Source organism: Niallia sp. 03133 (assembly GCF_052663225.1).
This window is the reverse complement of record NZ_JBQTCY010000002.1, coordinates 147,610-163,054: the sequence shown is the minus strand read 5'-3', so window position 1 is coordinate 163,054 and position 15,445 is coordinate 147,610. Positions and strand designations below refer to the sequence as shown.

The following is a 15,445-nucleotide window of genomic DNA, read 5'->3' as shown; positions in this document are numbered from 1 at the left end:
GTAGTTATATCAACATTTAATAGGCATGTGAAAAATAATTTTTTTCTCTTCATAACTATCGTGAACAAAAAACTGTTATATAGTTTTTGTGAAAAATCATCCATCTGTTATACAATAGATTGAAAACGGTTTATTTAAAGTTTTTCTATATTTTGGTTAGATTTTAATCGAATGAATAATAATAAGTATAAGAAAATTAATTAATAACAGTAATAATTTTTCTTCAGAGAACGTATATATTTCCCTTTTTGGTTTGCGATACTATCATTTTACGTTATGATTATGGAGTCTGTTCTTTTCTTACTACATAAGTGATGCATTTTGAGAGGTGAAAACGATGTCGTTCTTTAATAAAGACCGTTTATTGTTAATAGTAAAAATATTTTTTCCTGTGACATTATTGATATTAGTTTCTTTAGAGCTTCGTGATATGTTTCTTTCAATAGACACAAACCTATTGATGAAATATTTAAATAAGTTAAATCCAGTTTCGATCCTATTTATAGTTGTAGGAGGATTTATTGCAATAACCCCGATGTTTTTTTATGATGTGCTGTTGAATAAACATCTAAATGCTGAAATACCTTTAAAAAGGTTAGGGAAATACTCTTTAATCAGCAACTCATTCTCAAATCTGCTAGGTTTTGGAGGGTTGATTGGTGTAGCATTAAGAACTTTCTTTTATCAAAAGTATGAACATGACAAAAGAATTTTATTAAAAGGAATTGCTTCTGTTACCTTGTTTTATTTATCAGGAATCAGCATTTTTGCCTGGCTTGTATATTTTGACAGTTGGAACATGCCATTAATTAAAAATCACCATCTTTTATTTGTTTCCGTTCTGATTGTGGGTTTCATTTTCCCAGCTATTATTGGAGGCTTTTTTATAAAAAAAACCAAATTAAGATCAATCATTCCATCTCCAAAATTTGTTATGCAGCTAGTAGCGGCATCCATGGCTGAGTGGCTTTTTGTATTTTTATATTTGTATTCATTGGCTGTCATGATGAAACTTCCTGTTTCCACATGGGAATTTGTGAAAATTTTTCTTATAGCAGTATGTGCAGGGATTGCCAGTATGATTCCTGGCGGTATAGGAAGCTTTGATCTAGTCTTTTTATGGGGATTTGACTATTTAGGCGTACCGACGGAGAAATTAATTGTAGTGCTTCTTATCTATCGCATTGGGTATTATTTTATTCCATTTCTAACAGGTCTTCTTTTATTTTTCGGTGATTTATGGAAGAAGTGGAATGAATATTGGAACAATATCCCGAAAACGATTGTTGAGAATATCAGTCATTTCTTTTTAACCATTCTAGTGTTTGCTTCTGGAATTATTCTTCTTGTTTCCGCCGCAATGCCAGGCATACTGACAAGGCTGCAAATTTCACAAGAGATATTTAGCATAGAAGTAATGAATTTTACTCATCATGTTTCTGTTGGAACGGGATTCGTACTGTTAGGCTTGGCGAGAGGAATTGAATACAGGGAGAAAAGAACATATCATTTAGCACTGCTTGTTCTTTGCCTTGCCGCTATTTCTACTTTTTTAAAAGGGTTGGATTACGAGGAAGCACTCATTATCACCGGTGTAATCATTTTATTAATATTATCAAAAGGAAGATTTTATCGAGAAAGCTTTGTTTTCACATGGGGAAAAATTATCTTTGATATTTGTATAATAGCAACTTTTACATTCGGGTACCTATGGCTTGGCTATTTAAGCCTGCCTATTGCTCATCATAAGCTGCCCCCAATAATTGCTCCATATGTTCTACTAAATGCTGAGAGCTTATTTTCAAGCGCTGTTATAGGACTTTTTATTGCATTTATCATTATAATGCTAGGTTATTTTATTAATAAACCAAAAAATTTAGTAAAAATCTCTTCCAAATCAGATGAAGAGGAGATTATCCGTCATTTGAATACATATAAAGGCACTAGTTTAGCCCATTTAATATTTTTACATGATAAATATATATTTTGGAATAAGCAGAAAAATGTATTGTTTACATATCAAACATATGCGGACAAATTGATTGTTTTAGGAGATCCAATTGGGCAAGAAGAATCATTTTTAAAAGCAATAGAAGAACTTTATGAAAGAGCAGACAAATATGGCTATACGCCAGTTTTTTATCAAACGAGTAAATTTATGCTGCCATTTCTTCATGGGAATGGATATGACTTTTTTAAACTTGGTGAAGAAGGGCATGTAGATTTTAAACAATATTCTTTATCAGGAAAAAAAATGAAAAACTATCGAGCAATTAAAAATAAATTCGAGAGGGAAGGGTATAACGTTATTATTTCAACCCATCCTCATGTGGACAGTTTATTAAGTAAATTGAAATATGTAAGCGATGAATGGCTTCAAGGCAGAGTGGAAAAAGGTTTTTCGTTAGGTTATTTTGATCCTTCTTATTTAAATACAGTAAATATCGTATATGTAATGGATCATGAGGAAAATATCCTTGCATTTTTAAGTCTAAATCCTACTTATAATAAAGAAGTTAACATGCTTACAGTTGATTTAATGAGAAGTTTGCCAAATGCGCCAACTGGTGTTATGGATTTTTTATTTATGCATACTTTTGAGTATTTAAAAGAGCAGAATATTGAATTTTGTAATCTTGGAATGGCTCCATTATCTAATTTAGGGATTTCAAAATTTTCTTTCTTAAGTGAAAAAATTGCAGATCAAATTTTTCATCACGGGCACGCCTTTTATCAGTTTAGAGGATTAAGAAATTTTAAAAATAAATATTGTAATATATGGGAGCCTAAATATTTAGCCTATCGAAAAAAATCGTCCTTGCCATTTACTTCTGCCCAAGTAACAATGCTTGTTGCGAAAAAAAGGAAATAATCACAAACTGGCACTGTCTCAGTATTGAGCTTTCTTTTTATATTCAGGAATGATGATTAAAAGGAAGATTAATTGAATATCTTCCTTTTATAGGTCTATTGACATAAAGTTGATAAAAATTCGATATTTACCCCACTCTTAACGGCCAGTAAGACCCCAATGTCATCAACTTAAGCATCCATAAATTGTATTAATATAAAAATTGTTCGTTTGGAGAGGCGTCCGCTCGACTCCTATGGGAATCGCGAGACAGGCTAGACCCCACAGGAGCGTCTGCGACGAGGAGGCTCGGCGCTCGCCCCATGAAAAGCGAGTGGTAAGCCTCGGAAAACCTAACACTTATCCCTACTCCTTAAATAATTTTCCATTTTTTTGAAGTTTAGCTTGATGACATTGAGTAAGACCCCCACCTTGGGGATGCTGAGAAATCGAGGAAGCTAGGTGGGGGATAACTACCCGTAAAGGTCCGATAAGTTCAACTAACTATCAGTGGGGATGAAGAAAACCCCCACTGATGGAAAGGTTCACTTTATTACTATTGGGATACAAATGTTTCAATATCATAACATTTACTATTTATTTTAATTGCTAACAAAAGTTTTGCTAAAATAATAAATGGATAAAAATACATAATTAGGTGGGAAACAATGCGATTAATGATGCTAATAAGTCTGATTGCTGGTATTTTTCTTCCTTCAGCGGTTAGGGTCCAGGCAGAGGAGCTAAAGGAGGAAAACGTAGAAATAGCAAGTGATTCAGCTATATTGTTAGAAGGAAATTCTGGTGCAGTATTATTTGAAAAAAATGGCGATAAAAAGATGTATCCGGCAAGTTTAACTAAAATTGCGACAAGTATTTATGCAATAGAAAAAGGAAATGTAAATGATTTAGTAACGATTAGTAAAAATGCAACCGAAGTTGAAGGGACAAAAGTTTACTTAGAAGAAGGCGAACAAGTAACTTTAAAACATCTCTTGGAAGGAATGCTAATTAATTCAGGCAATGATGCTGCAATTGCGATTGCAGAACATATAGATGGAAATATAGAACAGTTTGTAAAAAATTTGAATCACTACTTACAAGAAAAAATGCTGATTACTTCCACTCACTTTACAAATCCACACGGTCTTTTTGATAAAGAACATTATACTACTGCAAATGATTTGGCAAAGATCACTCAATATGCTCTCCAAAACAGTACATTCAAAGAGATTTTTGGAACAAAGCAATTGGAATGGCATGGGGAATCTTGGAATACAACACTATATACTCATCATTTGATGTTAAAAGGAGAGATACCTTATCACGGAATTGTCGGTGGCAAAACTGGATTTGTTAATGAATCAAAACAAACTCTAGCAACTGTAGCAGATAAAACTAGCATGGATTTAATTGCTATTGTTTTAAAAGGCAAGGATAAAGGTGTTGTTTATAATGATACAATCAATCTTTTAAATTATGGTTTTTCTTATTATAAATTAGATAAAATACGAAGTGGTCAATCTTTTTTCAAAGATGGAAAAACCTTTTTGTCTACAAAAGAAGAAGTACTTGTTATCCCAAAAAGGGACAGCAGTATAAATGTCGCTTCTGATGGCACCTTGCAGATAAAAAATGAAAAAAATAAATTAATACAAAAGATCCACTTAAAAGAAATAAGTGCTGCAGCAACACCGAAATATGGAGAAAAACCTTTGAATGAAATGGAAAATACACATAAAGATCATTTTGAGTCTATCCTTTTTACTGTATTGATAATCGGACTAAGTTGTTTAATTGTTTGTAAAAAAAATAGAAGATGGCTTAAACGTCTGATTTCTTAAAAAAGGCAGTACCTTCGTGTTAAAGGCACTGCTTTTAAAAATTTTATTAATTATTAATACATTTGCTTAATTTGCTTTTGTAATTCCCCATCTTCTAAATACTCATCATAATTTATTTGTTTATCCACTAAGCCGCTTGGGGTAATTTCTACAATTCTATTGGCAATAGTGGTGATAAATTGATGATCATGTGAAGCGAAAAGCAAAGAACCTTTAAAATTAATTAAACCATTGTTTAATGCAGTAATTGATTCAAGATCCAAATGGTTGGTTGGTTCATCTAATAACAATACATTTGCACCACTCAACATCATCTTAGAAAGCATGCAGCGAACTTTTTCTCCACCGGAAAGAACACTAGGCTTTTTCAAAACCTCTTCTCCAGAGAAGAGCATTCTTCCTAAGAAACCACGTAAAAAGCTTTCTGTCTGATCATTTGGAGAGTATTGCCGCAGCCAGTCAACCAATGTTTGATCATCTTCATTAAAATATTTGGAGTTATCTGCCGGGAAGTAGCTTTGGGATGTTGTAATTCCCCATTTAAAGCTTCCACTGTCTGGCTCCATTTCACCCATTAAAATTTTAAATAAGGTTGATTTTGCTAATTCGTTTTTACCGACTAATGCAATTTTATCTTCTTTATTCATAATAAAGCTTATATTATCAAGAACTTTTTCACCATCGATTGTTTTTGATAAGTTTTCAACACGCAATAAATCATTTCCAATTTCTCTATCTGGTGTAAAAGCTACATATGGATATTTTCTTGAAGATGGTTTAATATCATCTAATGAAATTTTATCTAATAATTTTTTACGTGAAGTTGCTTGTTTGGATTTAGAAGCATTTGCGCTAAATCGTGCAATGAAGCTTTGCAATTCTTTAATTTTTTCTTCTTTTTTCTTATTTGCATCATTTGCCATTCTGGATGCTAATTGACTGGATTCATACCAGAAATCATAGTTGCCAACATATATCTGGATTTTTCCATAGTCTAAATCCGCAATATGTGTACAAACTTTATTTAAAAAGTATCTGTCATGCGATACAACTATTACAGTATTTTCAAAATTGATAAGGAATTCTTCCAGCCATTTAATTGCTTGTAGATCAAGGTGGTTTGTCGGCTCATCCAATAATAGAACATCTGGTTGGCCAAATAAGGCTTGAGCAAGCAATACTTTTACTTTTTCAGAACCTGATAATTCTGCCATTGTTTTTGTATGAAGCTCTTCGCCGATACCAAGACCTTTTAAAAGGATAGCTGCTTCTGATTCTGCTTCCCAGCCATTTAATTCAGCAAATTCACCTTCTAGCTCAGCAGCTTTCATGCCATCTTCATCCGTAAAATCTGCTTTCATATAAATAGCATCTTTTTCTTGCATTACTTCATAAAGGCGGGCATGTCCCATAATTACTACTTTTAATACTTCAAATTCTTCATACTCAAAATGATTTTGCTTTAGAATGGCTAATCTTTCTCCAGGTCCAAGAGAAACATTACCTGTTTGTGATTCAATTTCACTGGATAATATTTTTAAGAAAGTAGATTTTCCCGCGCCATTTGCACCAATTAAGCCATAACAATTTCCTGGCGTAAATTTAATATTAACATCTTCAAATAATTTTCTGTCGCCATATCGAAGACTCACATTGCTAACTGTAATCATGTAATTAGTTTCCTCCATCGTACAATATCAATAAGAGTATATCATTTTTCATACATGAGAGCGAATCCTTTTCCTTCTTTAATCGTAAATAATACAAATTAATCAAGAAAAGAGGGGAAAAAAAGCAAAAAAATAAGAGGGAAATCAATGTTAAAATAGAATATATAAATATGCAGAATATATAATTGAAAGCGTTAAAAAATTCCTTTAATATGTATGAAATCAATGAGTAAAGAAATAAAAATTTTATTATTCGTTCATTCTTTTTTCATAATTACCATGTATGATAGAAAAAACAAGTCGTAAAGGAGTAGTTATTATGGCGAAAAAACAGCTTGTCGATTTAGTAAATAGAATGAAAAAATCCGGTATTAAAATAAGTTTTACAAAGCCAAAATCCCAATATATTGTTCCCATACAGCAAAATAATAAGTTGACTTCTTATACTTCCCACTAAGAAAAATGAATTTTTAGTTGGTACATATGAACGTTCAAAAACAAAAGGAAGATTTCCTATTAATGCATGGCAGCTAGATTATTTTCGGATAAATAACTAGAAGAATCAGCTAAGAATAAGATGCCATTTCTGGAAGTCTTCCATGCAAGTACTTGATTTATAATAATTTACCAAATTCCTTTTTATTGAAATTCCTTAGGTCGAATATAAATAAAAGGGAGTTTTTTTAGCAAGGGCATTAAAAATGTCAAAGATTGTTCATTTTTGCACAATCTATTTGGTGATGTTGGATAGTATAATACAACTATCAAAGAAAGGATGGAAGTATTATGGACATTCAACCAGTAGATAAAGCGATTAATTATGCATTAAAAAAGAAAGAAATCATTGACGAATCTTTTATGCGTTATTTTACTAAATCAATATTAGCGGGTGTATATATTGGTTTTGCCATTATGATATGTTATAAACTTGCACAGCCATTCTCTGATGCACATTCACCTGCAACGTATATGATGACAAGTATGTTCTTTGGGATAGCTTTGGTTTTAATCAGTTTTTGTGGTGGAGAATTATTTACCGGAAATACGATGGCATTTACTATGAGTACTCTAAAAGGTGCTACAACCTGGAAAGATACAATTTATAATTGGGTTGCAACTTATTTTGGCAATTTAGTTGGAGCTTTATTTTTTGCTGTTCTTATTTATTATACTGGTCTTTTTCACCATGTTGAAAAATCAACCTGGCTAATGGAAGTGGCGCACACAAAAATGAGCGCAACCACAACTGAATTATTTGTAAAAGGAATTCTTTGTAATTGGCTTGTTTGTTTAGCTATATGGCTTCCAATGAATATAAAAGGCGATATTGGTAAAATTTTCGCTACACTATTAACTGTATTTGGATTCATGATTTCAGGGTATGAACACAGCATAGCAAATATGTCTTTATTTTCTATTGCTCTAATTGTGCCACACCCTGATACCATTACCATTTCCACGGCACTTCACAATTTAATACCTGTTTCCTTAGGAAATATAGTTGGAGGAGCATTTTTTGTAGGTGCTTTGAATATTTACATTTATTCCGATAAAAAACCAAATATGAACAATAAACAAGTGATGGTTAAACAAAAAAGAGAATTGCAAAATAAAAAATACATTTAAGTGCTTTCGTTTATCTTCATATGAAAACTTCCTCAAAAAAATAAACCTCCAATTGTTAGAATGCTTAACAATTGGGGGGAGTTCAAAAAAGAATATGGGGTCTAAACTATTTAGCCGGAAAAAGTAAGGGCTAAGGAAATTATTAATCCCAAACAAGTAATAAAACCTATTGCTGGTCCTCCTTTTTCAAAAGCTTCTGGCAGCATGGTAGAACAGACCATGGCCATTAAACCTCCTGCACCAAAAGCTTCAATATTGGCTGTTGCTTCCATGGAGAAATTTTCAAGAAAAAGAAAGCCAGACAGGCTGCTTATACTTGAAATTATGACAACACTTGCCCATAAAAAGAGAATTTTTTTATTTGAGTATCCTCCTTTTTTAAGTCCAACGGTTGAAGACAACGACTCCGGAAAATTACTAATAAATATAGCAATAATAAATAAAACATCTACAGTATTGTTTGTAAGAATGCTTAATCCAATAATTAAAGATTCTGGGATTGCATCCATTAAAGTACCTGCATAAATAGCTATTCCTGAGTGATCCACTGTTTTTTTATTAGAGCGTTTCCTATTTGTACCACCTTTTTTGTATAAAAATATTTCAATAAGCGTAAATAATAGCGATCCTCCAAGAAACGAAGCCGCGGTTTGCAAAATGCCGCTTACATGAACAGATTCAATTAATAAATCAAAAGAGGAGGCACCAATTAAAATACCTGTTCCTAATGCCATCAAATAGGCGATAATGATTTTAGGAAGGGGGAAGAAGATGCCGATAATGGAACCAATAAACAAGGATATACTTGCTAAAGCACCCCAAAATGCTGCTTGTATCATTGTTTCTATCTCCTTGTCCTAAGCAATAAAAATACAATTATTTTTATTATTTCCCCATTTAATTCTTCAATATACAAGTTAGTATCATATAGATTAACGTGATGTAAGAATACTTGGATTCTAGGGTCTAAAATCTCTGGCTCATTATGGGGGGGATTTTCAGAAACCCATTCCACCTTTAACATTTCGTGCTGTTTCATTTGTATGATTTTTGTTCTTTTTCTATCTAATAATATGCCTTTTTTGAAAGCTGTAAAGAAAGAGGAATGACATCCATCACATAAATTGTAGCTGCCATTTTTTAGACTTAAAAAGTCTTATTAAATCCGCTGTTGCCCTATGACGGTTGTCCATCCGATTATAAAACTTGTACATACGATGGTAAAGAGTAAACGTAGGAGGTGGAAAATATGTCTTACAATCATTATTATCATCAATGCTCAACAGGAATCGGCAAATGTGTAAGGATTCGTACTAAGGATGGAAACATACACACTGGTATTATTGATAGGGTAACGCGCAATAAAGTTTATATTCGTCCTCTTGGAGGCAACCGCAGAAATTATGGTGGTTTTGGTTATTATGGAGGTTATGGTCGTGGCTGGGGCTGGGGTTGGGCAGGAGTAGCAATTGGAGTTTCAATTGGATTAATTGCGGCTTTGGCATTTATCCCGTTTTTTTAATTGGATTTTCTGATTGCAGTGCCTCGACGTTGTTTATCCTGATTGATTGACATGATTCATTAGCATAAAAGCCTTTTGCCTAAATCAGTAGTGTTTATAGGCATTCCAAATGTTTAATCTCAATCGTATTTCAAGTAATAATAGCATCAATTAACTTCAGTGGGGAACTAAATAAATGTCTTTGTTTCATCATACTAATACCCATTATGCAATTCCCCACTAAAAGAAATATTATATATCTGTTTAGAAATGATCTTTTGTATATTCTACATAATAAAAAATTTCATATTTTTTTTATAAAATACTAAAGTGCCCATTCGAGACAAGTCATCTATACATATGATGCTTATGTGTATGAGGGAGGTGGATTAAATGAGTGGTCATCCAGAAGGTGGAGTAGGCTTTGGTGGAGGTTTTGCTCTACTTGTAGTGCTATTCATTTTATTAATCATTGTAGGATCAAGTTATGTTGGTTGTTGTTATTAATAGAAAAAAATAAGGAGTGTATGATAAATGGCTTACGGATATGGCGGTTACGGCTACGGAGGTTCATGTGGATATGCAGCACCAGTTGCAACTGGATGCGGTTATGGGCATGGTTTTATATTAATAGTTGTATTATTTATACTATTAATTATTGTGGGAGCAGCATGGTTATAAGATAGATGAAATAATAGGTGCTTCTTAAGTCGGAATGTTCGACTATAAGTAGTACCTTTTTCACTTTATATTTTGAATTTCTTAATTGCTTTTCATGATAGAATAAAAGAATAAAGATTATTAATTGGTTTGGAGGCTAGAAGCGATATTATGTACGATAAAGCATTATCCATCTTAAAAGAATACTTTGGCTATGATCAATTTAGGAATGGACAAGCGCAGGTAATCGACTATCTGTTGAACATGGAAAATGTTGCATGCATCATGCCTACAGGTGGTGGAAAGTCGATTTGTTATCAAGTACCTGCCATGATATTTGAAGGGGTTACGGTTGTCATTTCTCCGCTTATTTCCTTAATGAAGGATCAAGTGGATACGTTAACAGCAGTTGGGATACCTGCAACTTTTATAAACAGTTCTTTACATGTAAACGAAGTAAACGAAAGGATAAACGGAATAAAAGAAGGAGAATATAAACTTTTATATATCGCTCCAGAGAGATTAGAAGCTGATTTTTTTCTTGATCTTTTAAATGAAGTAGATATTCCATTTATCGCTGTGGACGAAGCTCATTGTATTTCTCAATGGGGACACGATTTTAGACCAAGTTATTCACGGTTAGGAAAAATGATCAATAAACTGCATAAGAAGCCGATAATAGCGGCATTGACAGCCACTGCAACTCCGATTGTACAAAAAGATATATGTACACAATTGCAAATAAACGAACAGAATACTGTAATTACTGGTTTCGAAAGAGAAAATTTGTCCTTTTCGGTTGTCAAAGGCGAGGATCGTTTAGCCTATATAGATGCATTTATTGCAAAAAATAAGGAAGAGTCAGGAATTATATATGCGGCTACTAGACAGGAAGTGGAAAAACTTCATGACCGATTGAAAAAGAAAGAAATAAAAGCAGCAAAATACCATGGGGGCATGTCTGATATAGACCGGGAAACAGAACAGCAGCGATTTATTAACGATGACTGCTCTGTTATGGTAGCAACTACAGCATTCGGTATGGGGATCGACAAATCTAATATAAGATACTGTATTCATTACCAACTTCCTAAAAATATGGAAGGGTATTATCAAGAGGCAGGACGGGCTGGCAGGGATGGACTGCCAAGTGAATGTATTGTTTTATATTCTGCACAGGATATTCGCATTCAACGCTTTTTAATTGATCAAACTACATATGATCCTGATAAACAAAAACAAGATCTTGATAAGCTTCAGGCAATGATCAATTATTGTCATACAGAAGAATGTTTACAAGAGTATATACTCCGTTATTTTGGAGAAGAGTCAGAACAGAAATGCGGAAGATGCAGCAATTGTAAAGATAATCGTTCTGTTGTAGACGTAACGACGGATGCGCAAAAGGTCTTATCGTGCATCATCCGGATGGAAGAAAGATTTGGGAAAACGATGGTTGCTCAAGTTTTGACAGGTTCCAAAAATAAAAAGCTGATCCGTTTCTCTTTGGATAAAATAAAAACATATGGATTAATGAAAGAGCAGTCTACAAAAGAAGTAAGCGACTTTATTGAATTCTTAATTTCAGACAATTATATAGAAGTAACGACAGGCAATTTGCCATTGTTAAAAGTGAACAATAAAGGAAAAGAGGTTTTATTAGGAAGAAAATCAGTACTGCGCAAAGAACAAGTTATTGCAAATAAATTAATGGAAGATGATGATTTATTCCAATATTTGCGTACCATTCGAAAAAACATCGCAGAAGAAGAGAAGGTTCCGCCATTTGTTGTTTTTTCGGATGAGACATTGCGTTTCATTGCCTCAAACGAACCAACTACTCTTATTGATTTTTCTAATATAAAAGGTATAGGTGAGCTAAAGCTGAAGAAGTACGGTGAAATTATATTAGATGCCATTTCCACTTTTAAAAGCAGCAATCCTGAAAGGGAAAGGAATAAAAAAATCATCCTGGCATCAACGAACACTGCTTTAAAAAAGAAAAAAGAAAAAGTGGAAGATTCTCACTTTGTCACATATGATTTATTCCAGACAGGTTTAACAATAAAGGAAGTTGCCGAGAAAAGAGAGTTAAGCCCCATTACTATCGAAAACCATCTGCTTCGGAGTGTAGAAGAAGGCAAAAACTTGGATTGGAACATATTTTTATCAGAAGATGACAATAAACAAATAAAATCAGCTCTCAAAGAGGCTGGTTCTGATAAATTAATGCCAATTAAAGAATTGCTGCCGGAACATATCAGCTATTTTATGATTAAATTGGCTCTCGTTAGAATGAAATTGGAGATGGGCAACCATTTATGAACTGCTTTATTTTTCCATGTGAAATGGTTAGAGTTTAAGAGCCGCATTTCTAAACGAATAGTGTTAAAAATTTCAAGCAGGTGGGGTATTTTTCCACCTGCTTTCTCCATCTCTCAGGTTAAAAACAAATTTTAAAAATGCTTTTCATCTAAAATAAAAATACCTCATACATAGAAACGTTTCAGTAAGGAAGCACATTATTAAGTGAACCTTCCATCAGTGGGGGTTTTGTTCATCCCCCACTGATGGTTAGTTGAACTTATCGGATCTTTACGGGCAGTTATCCCCCACCTAGCCCACCTAGCTTCCTCGATTTCTCAGCATCCCCGAGGTGGGGGGGTACTGCCCAATGTCATCAACTTAAGATTCCATAAATTGTAATATTTTGAAAATGATTGGTTTGGAGAGGCGTCTGCTCGACTCCTATGGGAATAGCGAGACAGATGAGACCCCACAGGAGCCAAAGCGACGAGGAGGCTCGGCGCTCGCCCCGTGGAAAGCGAGCGGTAAGCCTCGGAGAACAGAACGATAACCCTTACTTCCTATTTAGCTGCTAATTTTCCTTTTTTTTTGAAGTTTAGCTTGATGACATTGGGGTACTGCCCGTTAAGAGTGGGATAAAAAGGATGCATGCAGATCCTTTTTTATTTTATCAGTAAAAGCATCCATTTCTTCAGTTGACGAGAAAAGAATTTGTGCTTGTACTTTGTTTCCTCCACCTTTTCCATTAAACGCATGTACATATTTCTTGATTAATTCACCACATTGAAAATCGAAGTTACCGTTATGCTGCAGAAGTACTCGATTCTCAAGATGAGTTGAAAATAAAACAATACAATTATTTTCTTTCAGAATTTCTTTTGCTGCAAGCTGCAGTTCTTTTAAAGACTTATCCTCAAACTCAGCTGCTACAAGCTGGCTGTTTTGCTTGGTCATGATAGATTTAATGAAAAATTTTATATTTTCTTTCATTAATTTTTCCATCTCTTTTTCCATTTGTTTTTTCTCTTGTTCTTGTTTCAGGATACGGCCCAATAATAAATGTTTATTGGTTCGATAATGATCACATATTTCGTTTAATAGCAGATGGGAAAGCTGATAATCTGTTAATGCACGAAAACCTACGAGAAAAAATAATCTTATTTGCCCGCGATGTTTTTCCGTTTTTAATAGTTTTAATAAACCAAGCTCACCTGTTCTTTTCACATGAGTTCCTGCGCATGCAGAATAATCAATTTCTTCTATTTCTACAATTCGAATAGGAGCAGTAACATCAGGGATTTTTCTTAAAGGAATTTGTTTGAGCTCTTCATCGGTAACAAAATAGGTAGTGATTTTTTTGTTTTCCGTTATGTAAGTATTACATTTGTTTTCTATTTCAACAATATGTTCAGGGGATAAATCATGTATGTCTAAATCAATGCTAGTATAATCCTTTCCAAGGTGAAAACTAACTGTTGGAATGCCATAAAGATCATGAATGACTGCAGAAAGAAGGTGCTGTCCGGTATGCTGCTGCATGTGATCATAGCGGATTTGCCAATTTAATTTACACTCAACCTCTTTTTGTAAAATGTTCCTTTCTAATTGATGCACGATTTTATTTTCGCTAATCTGGACATCTATTACAGCAATTCCATCAATAGTGCCTGTATCAGAAGGCTGGCCTCCTCCTTCCGGGTAAAAACATGTTTTTTCCAAGGTGACAAAAAATTTGTTGTTTTGCTCCCATATCTGTTCAATCTTAGTAGACCAAGTTTTTGTATACACTGAAGAATAGTATAATTTTTCGGTCATCATTAAACTCCTTATCAAAATTATCTTATAAAGCAATACAAACATCTGAATTTATCTTATCACAAAAAGAAATACATAGGGTTGCGGTAATCTCCAAGGTGCTAATATTCAGTTAATTAGTTGTAGAAAAGGAAAATATAATAAAAAAATACTAAATTTTATTAAATTGTTCATACTAACTAAAAAAGGGGGCGATTCCAGTGTTTTTCAATAGAAAAGGGTTAGAAGAAAAACCAGAAGATATATTAATTAATTTAGAGGTATATGCGTGTAATTCATGCCATGGATGGATGAGAAAGGATTTTGCTACAGATGATTTGAAATGTCCATTATGTGGTAATGAAACATCGGTTGAAATGAGGGAATTGCCTCAAATTAATAATTGATTTTTAGAACCCGTGCATCAATTATGCCTGCACTCAACTGAAGCATAAATTCGTTTCAGGAGAGTACAGGTTTTTTATTTTTGCGATTAAAACCCACTGTCTCGTTCATACATTTGTTCATAAGCAGATTGAGCTGCACTTTCTGATTGAAACAATGCATCATCATCTTCTATCGTATGAAAAGTATCGTTTAAAAATAAGGCGAGTGCTTGTGGATTTTTTGGATGCGATACTATTTCTGCTGGTTTTATATTTGCAACAGTTGGCGTATGGGGATTATGATAAATGACAAAGACTTCATCCCCTAATTTTATATCCTTCAAAGTAATTGTATCCATCATTTATTCCTCTTTCACTTATAAATTTTCACGCTGTTGTCCGATTTCTTTTTCCGCAATTATTTCATTGGCAGCTTCTAATCCAGTTAAACGATCAATGGAATCTCCTCTATTATCCGAATTTAAGTGTTTCCGGTTAGCATGTTGCTGCAGTTTTTCTTTTTTCATTATTCATCACTCCCTTATTAAAGTTTTCTCCCAAAATGAAAAAATATAATGAGAAAAATTGGATAAAATAAAAAAGGAAAAGGTTCATTTTATGGAAGAAATAAAGTGAACCTTTCCATCAGTGGGGGTTTTCTTCATCCCCAACAGATGGTTAGTTGCGTTCCACAGGATGTGGATCATACAAACGAAGACATAAGGACGTGGCGACCTTAGTTTGTGTACCTCTATCGGACCTTTACAGGCAGTTATCCCCCACCTAGCTTCCTCGATTTCTTAGCA

The 15,445-nt window shown here is 33.6% G+C and carries 15 protein-coding genes; 9 read left to right on the top strand and 6 right to left on the bottom strand.

From position 1 onward, the window contains the following. The first annotated feature begins 337 nt into the window (after positions 1-337). The gene (mprF, locus tag ACTYBU_RS03220; RefSeq protein ID WP_445487112.1) at positions 338-2,872 is read left to right on the top strand and encodes a bifunctional lysylphosphatidylglycerol flippase/synthetase MprF; all 2,535 of its coding nucleotides are present in this window, start codon (positions 338-340) and stop codon (positions 2,870-2,872) included. A gap of 647 nt (positions 2,873-3,519) precedes the next feature. Next, positions 3,520-4,695, top strand: coding sequence for a D-alanyl-D-alanine carboxypeptidase family protein (locus ACTYBU_RS03215; RefSeq protein ID WP_445487110.1), 1,176 nt, complete (start codon positions 3,520-3,522; stop codon positions 4,693-4,695). Between the two features lie 53 nt (positions 4,696-4,748). On the opposite strand, the gene ACTYBU_RS03210 is transcribed toward ACTYBU_RS03215, so the two are convergent. Beyond that, positions 4,749-6,365, bottom strand: a complete 1,617-nt coding sequence (locus ACTYBU_RS03210; protein WP_445487108.1) for an ABC-F family ATP-binding cassette domain-containing protein — start codon at positions 6,363-6,365, stop codon at positions 4,749-4,751. 319 nt (positions 6,366-6,684) lie between these two features. On the opposite strand from ACTYBU_RS03210, the gene ACTYBU_RS03205 reads away from it, so the two are divergent. Both ACTYBU_RS03205 and ACTYBU_RS03200 read left to right on the top strand, forming a co-directional pair. Beyond that, positions 6,685-6,822 carry a hypothetical protein gene (locus tag ACTYBU_RS03205; protein ID WP_445487107.1) on the top strand — a complete coding sequence of 46 codons (138 nt, stop codon included), beginning with the start codon at positions 6,685-6,687 and terminating at the stop codon, positions 6,820-6,822. A 329-nt stretch (positions 6,823-7,151) separates the two neighbouring features. Continuing rightward, complete coding sequence (locus ACTYBU_RS03200) at positions 7,152-7,991, top strand: formate/nitrite transporter family protein (RefSeq protein ID WP_445487106.1); 840 nt, start codon at positions 7,152-7,154, stop codon at positions 7,989-7,991. Between the two features lie 110 nt (positions 7,992-8,101). On the opposite strand, the gene ACTYBU_RS03195 is transcribed toward ACTYBU_RS03200, so the two are convergent. Then, positions 8,102-8,830: a ZIP family metal transporter gene (locus tag ACTYBU_RS03195; protein WP_445487104.1), complete on the bottom strand. Its 729-nt coding sequence runs from the start codon at positions 8,828-8,830 to the stop codon at positions 8,102-8,104. A 5-nt stretch (positions 8,831-8,835) separates the two neighbouring features. Continuing rightward, positions 8,836-9,030, bottom strand: coding sequence for a hypothetical protein (locus tag ACTYBU_RS03190; protein ID WP_445487102.1), 195 nt, complete (start codon positions 9,028-9,030; stop codon positions 8,836-8,838). Between the two features lie 210 nt (positions 9,031-9,240). Here ACTYBU_RS03190 and ACTYBU_RS03185 point away from each other — a divergent pair, with 210 nt between their 5' ends. The 4 genes from ACTYBU_RS03185 to recQ all read left to right on the top strand — a co-directional run bounded on the left by ACTYBU_RS03185 (position 9,241) and on the right by recQ (position 12,477). After that, positions 9,241-9,513, top strand: coding sequence for a hypothetical protein (locus ACTYBU_RS03185; protein ID WP_445487100.1), 273 nt, complete (start codon positions 9,241-9,243; stop codon positions 9,511-9,513). Between the two features lie 372 nt (positions 9,514-9,885). After that, positions 9,886-9,999, top strand: a complete 114-nt coding sequence (locus ACTYBU_RS03180) for a YjcZ family sporulation protein (protein WP_445487099.1) — start codon at positions 9,886-9,888, stop codon at positions 9,997-9,999. Positions 10,000-10,026: 27 nt separating this feature from the next. After that, on the top strand, positions 10,027-10,173 hold the full coding sequence (locus tag ACTYBU_RS03175) for a YjcZ family sporulation protein (RefSeq protein ID WP_445487097.1): 147 nt from the start codon (positions 10,027-10,029) through the stop codon (positions 10,171-10,173). 150 nt (positions 10,174-10,323) lie between these two features. Next, positions 10,324-12,477, top strand: a complete 2,154-nt coding sequence (gene recQ, locus ACTYBU_RS03170) for a DNA helicase RecQ (RefSeq protein WP_445487548.1) — start codon at positions 10,324-10,326, stop codon at positions 12,475-12,477. 606 nt (positions 12,478-13,083) lie between these two features. Here recQ and ACTYBU_RS03165 read toward each other — a convergent pair. Continuing rightward, the gene (locus ACTYBU_RS03165) at positions 13,084-14,274 is read right to left on the bottom strand and encodes an alanyl-tRNA editing protein (RefSeq protein WP_445487095.1); all 1,191 of its coding nucleotides are present in this window, start codon (positions 14,272-14,274) and stop codon (positions 13,084-13,086) included. 200 nt (positions 14,275-14,474) lie between these two features. Between ACTYBU_RS03165 and ACTYBU_RS03160 the strand changes: the two genes are divergently transcribed. Then, a complete protein-coding gene (locus ACTYBU_RS03160; RefSeq protein ID WP_445487094.1) occupies positions 14,475-14,660 on the top strand; it encodes a cold-inducible protein YdjO-related protein in 186 nt (61 codons plus the stop codon). An 86-nt stretch (positions 14,661-14,746) separates the two neighbouring features. Here the strand turns inward: ACTYBU_RS03160 and ACTYBU_RS03155 are convergent, their stop codons facing one another. Next, complete coding sequence (locus ACTYBU_RS03155) at positions 14,747-15,001, bottom strand: transcriptional regulator SplA domain-containing protein (protein WP_445487092.1); 255 nt, start codon at positions 14,999-15,001, stop codon at positions 14,747-14,749. A gap of 15 nt (positions 15,002-15,016) precedes the next feature. Further along, a complete protein-coding gene (locus ACTYBU_RS03150) occupies positions 15,017-15,166 on the bottom strand; it encodes a hypothetical protein (RefSeq protein ID WP_445487090.1) in 150 nt (49 codons plus the stop codon). Positions 15,167-15,445 lie beyond the last annotated feature (279 nt).

Bases quoted from the DNA above. Each gene is read 5' to 3' on its own strand.
- mprF (WP_445487112.1), top strand. From the start codon at position 338: ATGTCGTTCTTTAATAAAGACCGTTTATTGTTAATAGTAAAAATATTT.
- ACTYBU_RS03215 (WP_445487110.1), top strand. From the start codon at position 3,520: ATGCGATTAATGATGCTAATAAGTCTGATTGCTGGTATTTTTCTTCCT.
- ACTYBU_RS03210 (WP_445487108.1), bottom strand. From the start codon at position 6,365: ATGATTACAGTTAGCAATGTGAGTCTTCGATATGGCGACAGAAAATTA.
- ACTYBU_RS03205 (WP_445487107.1), top strand. From the start codon at position 6,685: ATGGCGAAAAAACAGCTTGTCGATTTAGTAAATAGAATGAAAAAATCC.
- ACTYBU_RS03200 (WP_445487106.1), top strand. From the start codon at position 7,152: ATGGACATTCAACCAGTAGATAAAGCGATTAATTATGCATTAAAAAAG.
- ACTYBU_RS03195 (WP_445487104.1), bottom strand. From the start codon at position 8,830: ATGATACAAGCAGCATTTTGGGGTGCTTTAGCAAGTATATCCTTGTTT.
- ACTYBU_RS03190 (WP_445487102.1), bottom strand. From the start codon at position 9,030: ATGAAACAGCACGAAATGTTAAAGGTGGAATGGGTTTCTGAAAATCCC.
- ACTYBU_RS03185 (WP_445487100.1), top strand. From the start codon at position 9,241: ATGTCTTACAATCATTATTATCATCAATGCTCAACAGGAATCGGCAAA.
- ACTYBU_RS03180 (WP_445487099.1), top strand. From the start codon at position 9,886: ATGAGTGGTCATCCAGAAGGTGGAGTAGGCTTTGGTGGAGGTTTTGCT.
- ACTYBU_RS03175 (WP_445487097.1), top strand. From the start codon at position 10,027: ATGGCTTACGGATATGGCGGTTACGGCTACGGAGGTTCATGTGGATAT.
- recQ (WP_445487548.1), top strand. From the start codon at position 10,324: ATGTACGATAAAGCATTATCCATCTTAAAAGAATACTTTGGCTATGAT.
- ACTYBU_RS03165 (WP_445487095.1), bottom strand. From the start codon at position 14,274: ATGACCGAAAAATTATACTATTCTTCAGTGTATACAAAAACTTGGTCT.
- ACTYBU_RS03155 (WP_445487092.1), bottom strand. From the start codon at position 15,001: ATGATGGATACAATTACTTTGAAGGATATAAAATTAGGGGATGAAGTC.
- ACTYBU_RS03150 (WP_445487090.1), bottom strand. From the start codon at position 15,166: ATGAAAAAAGAAAAACTGCAGCAACATGCTAACCGGAAACACTTAAAT.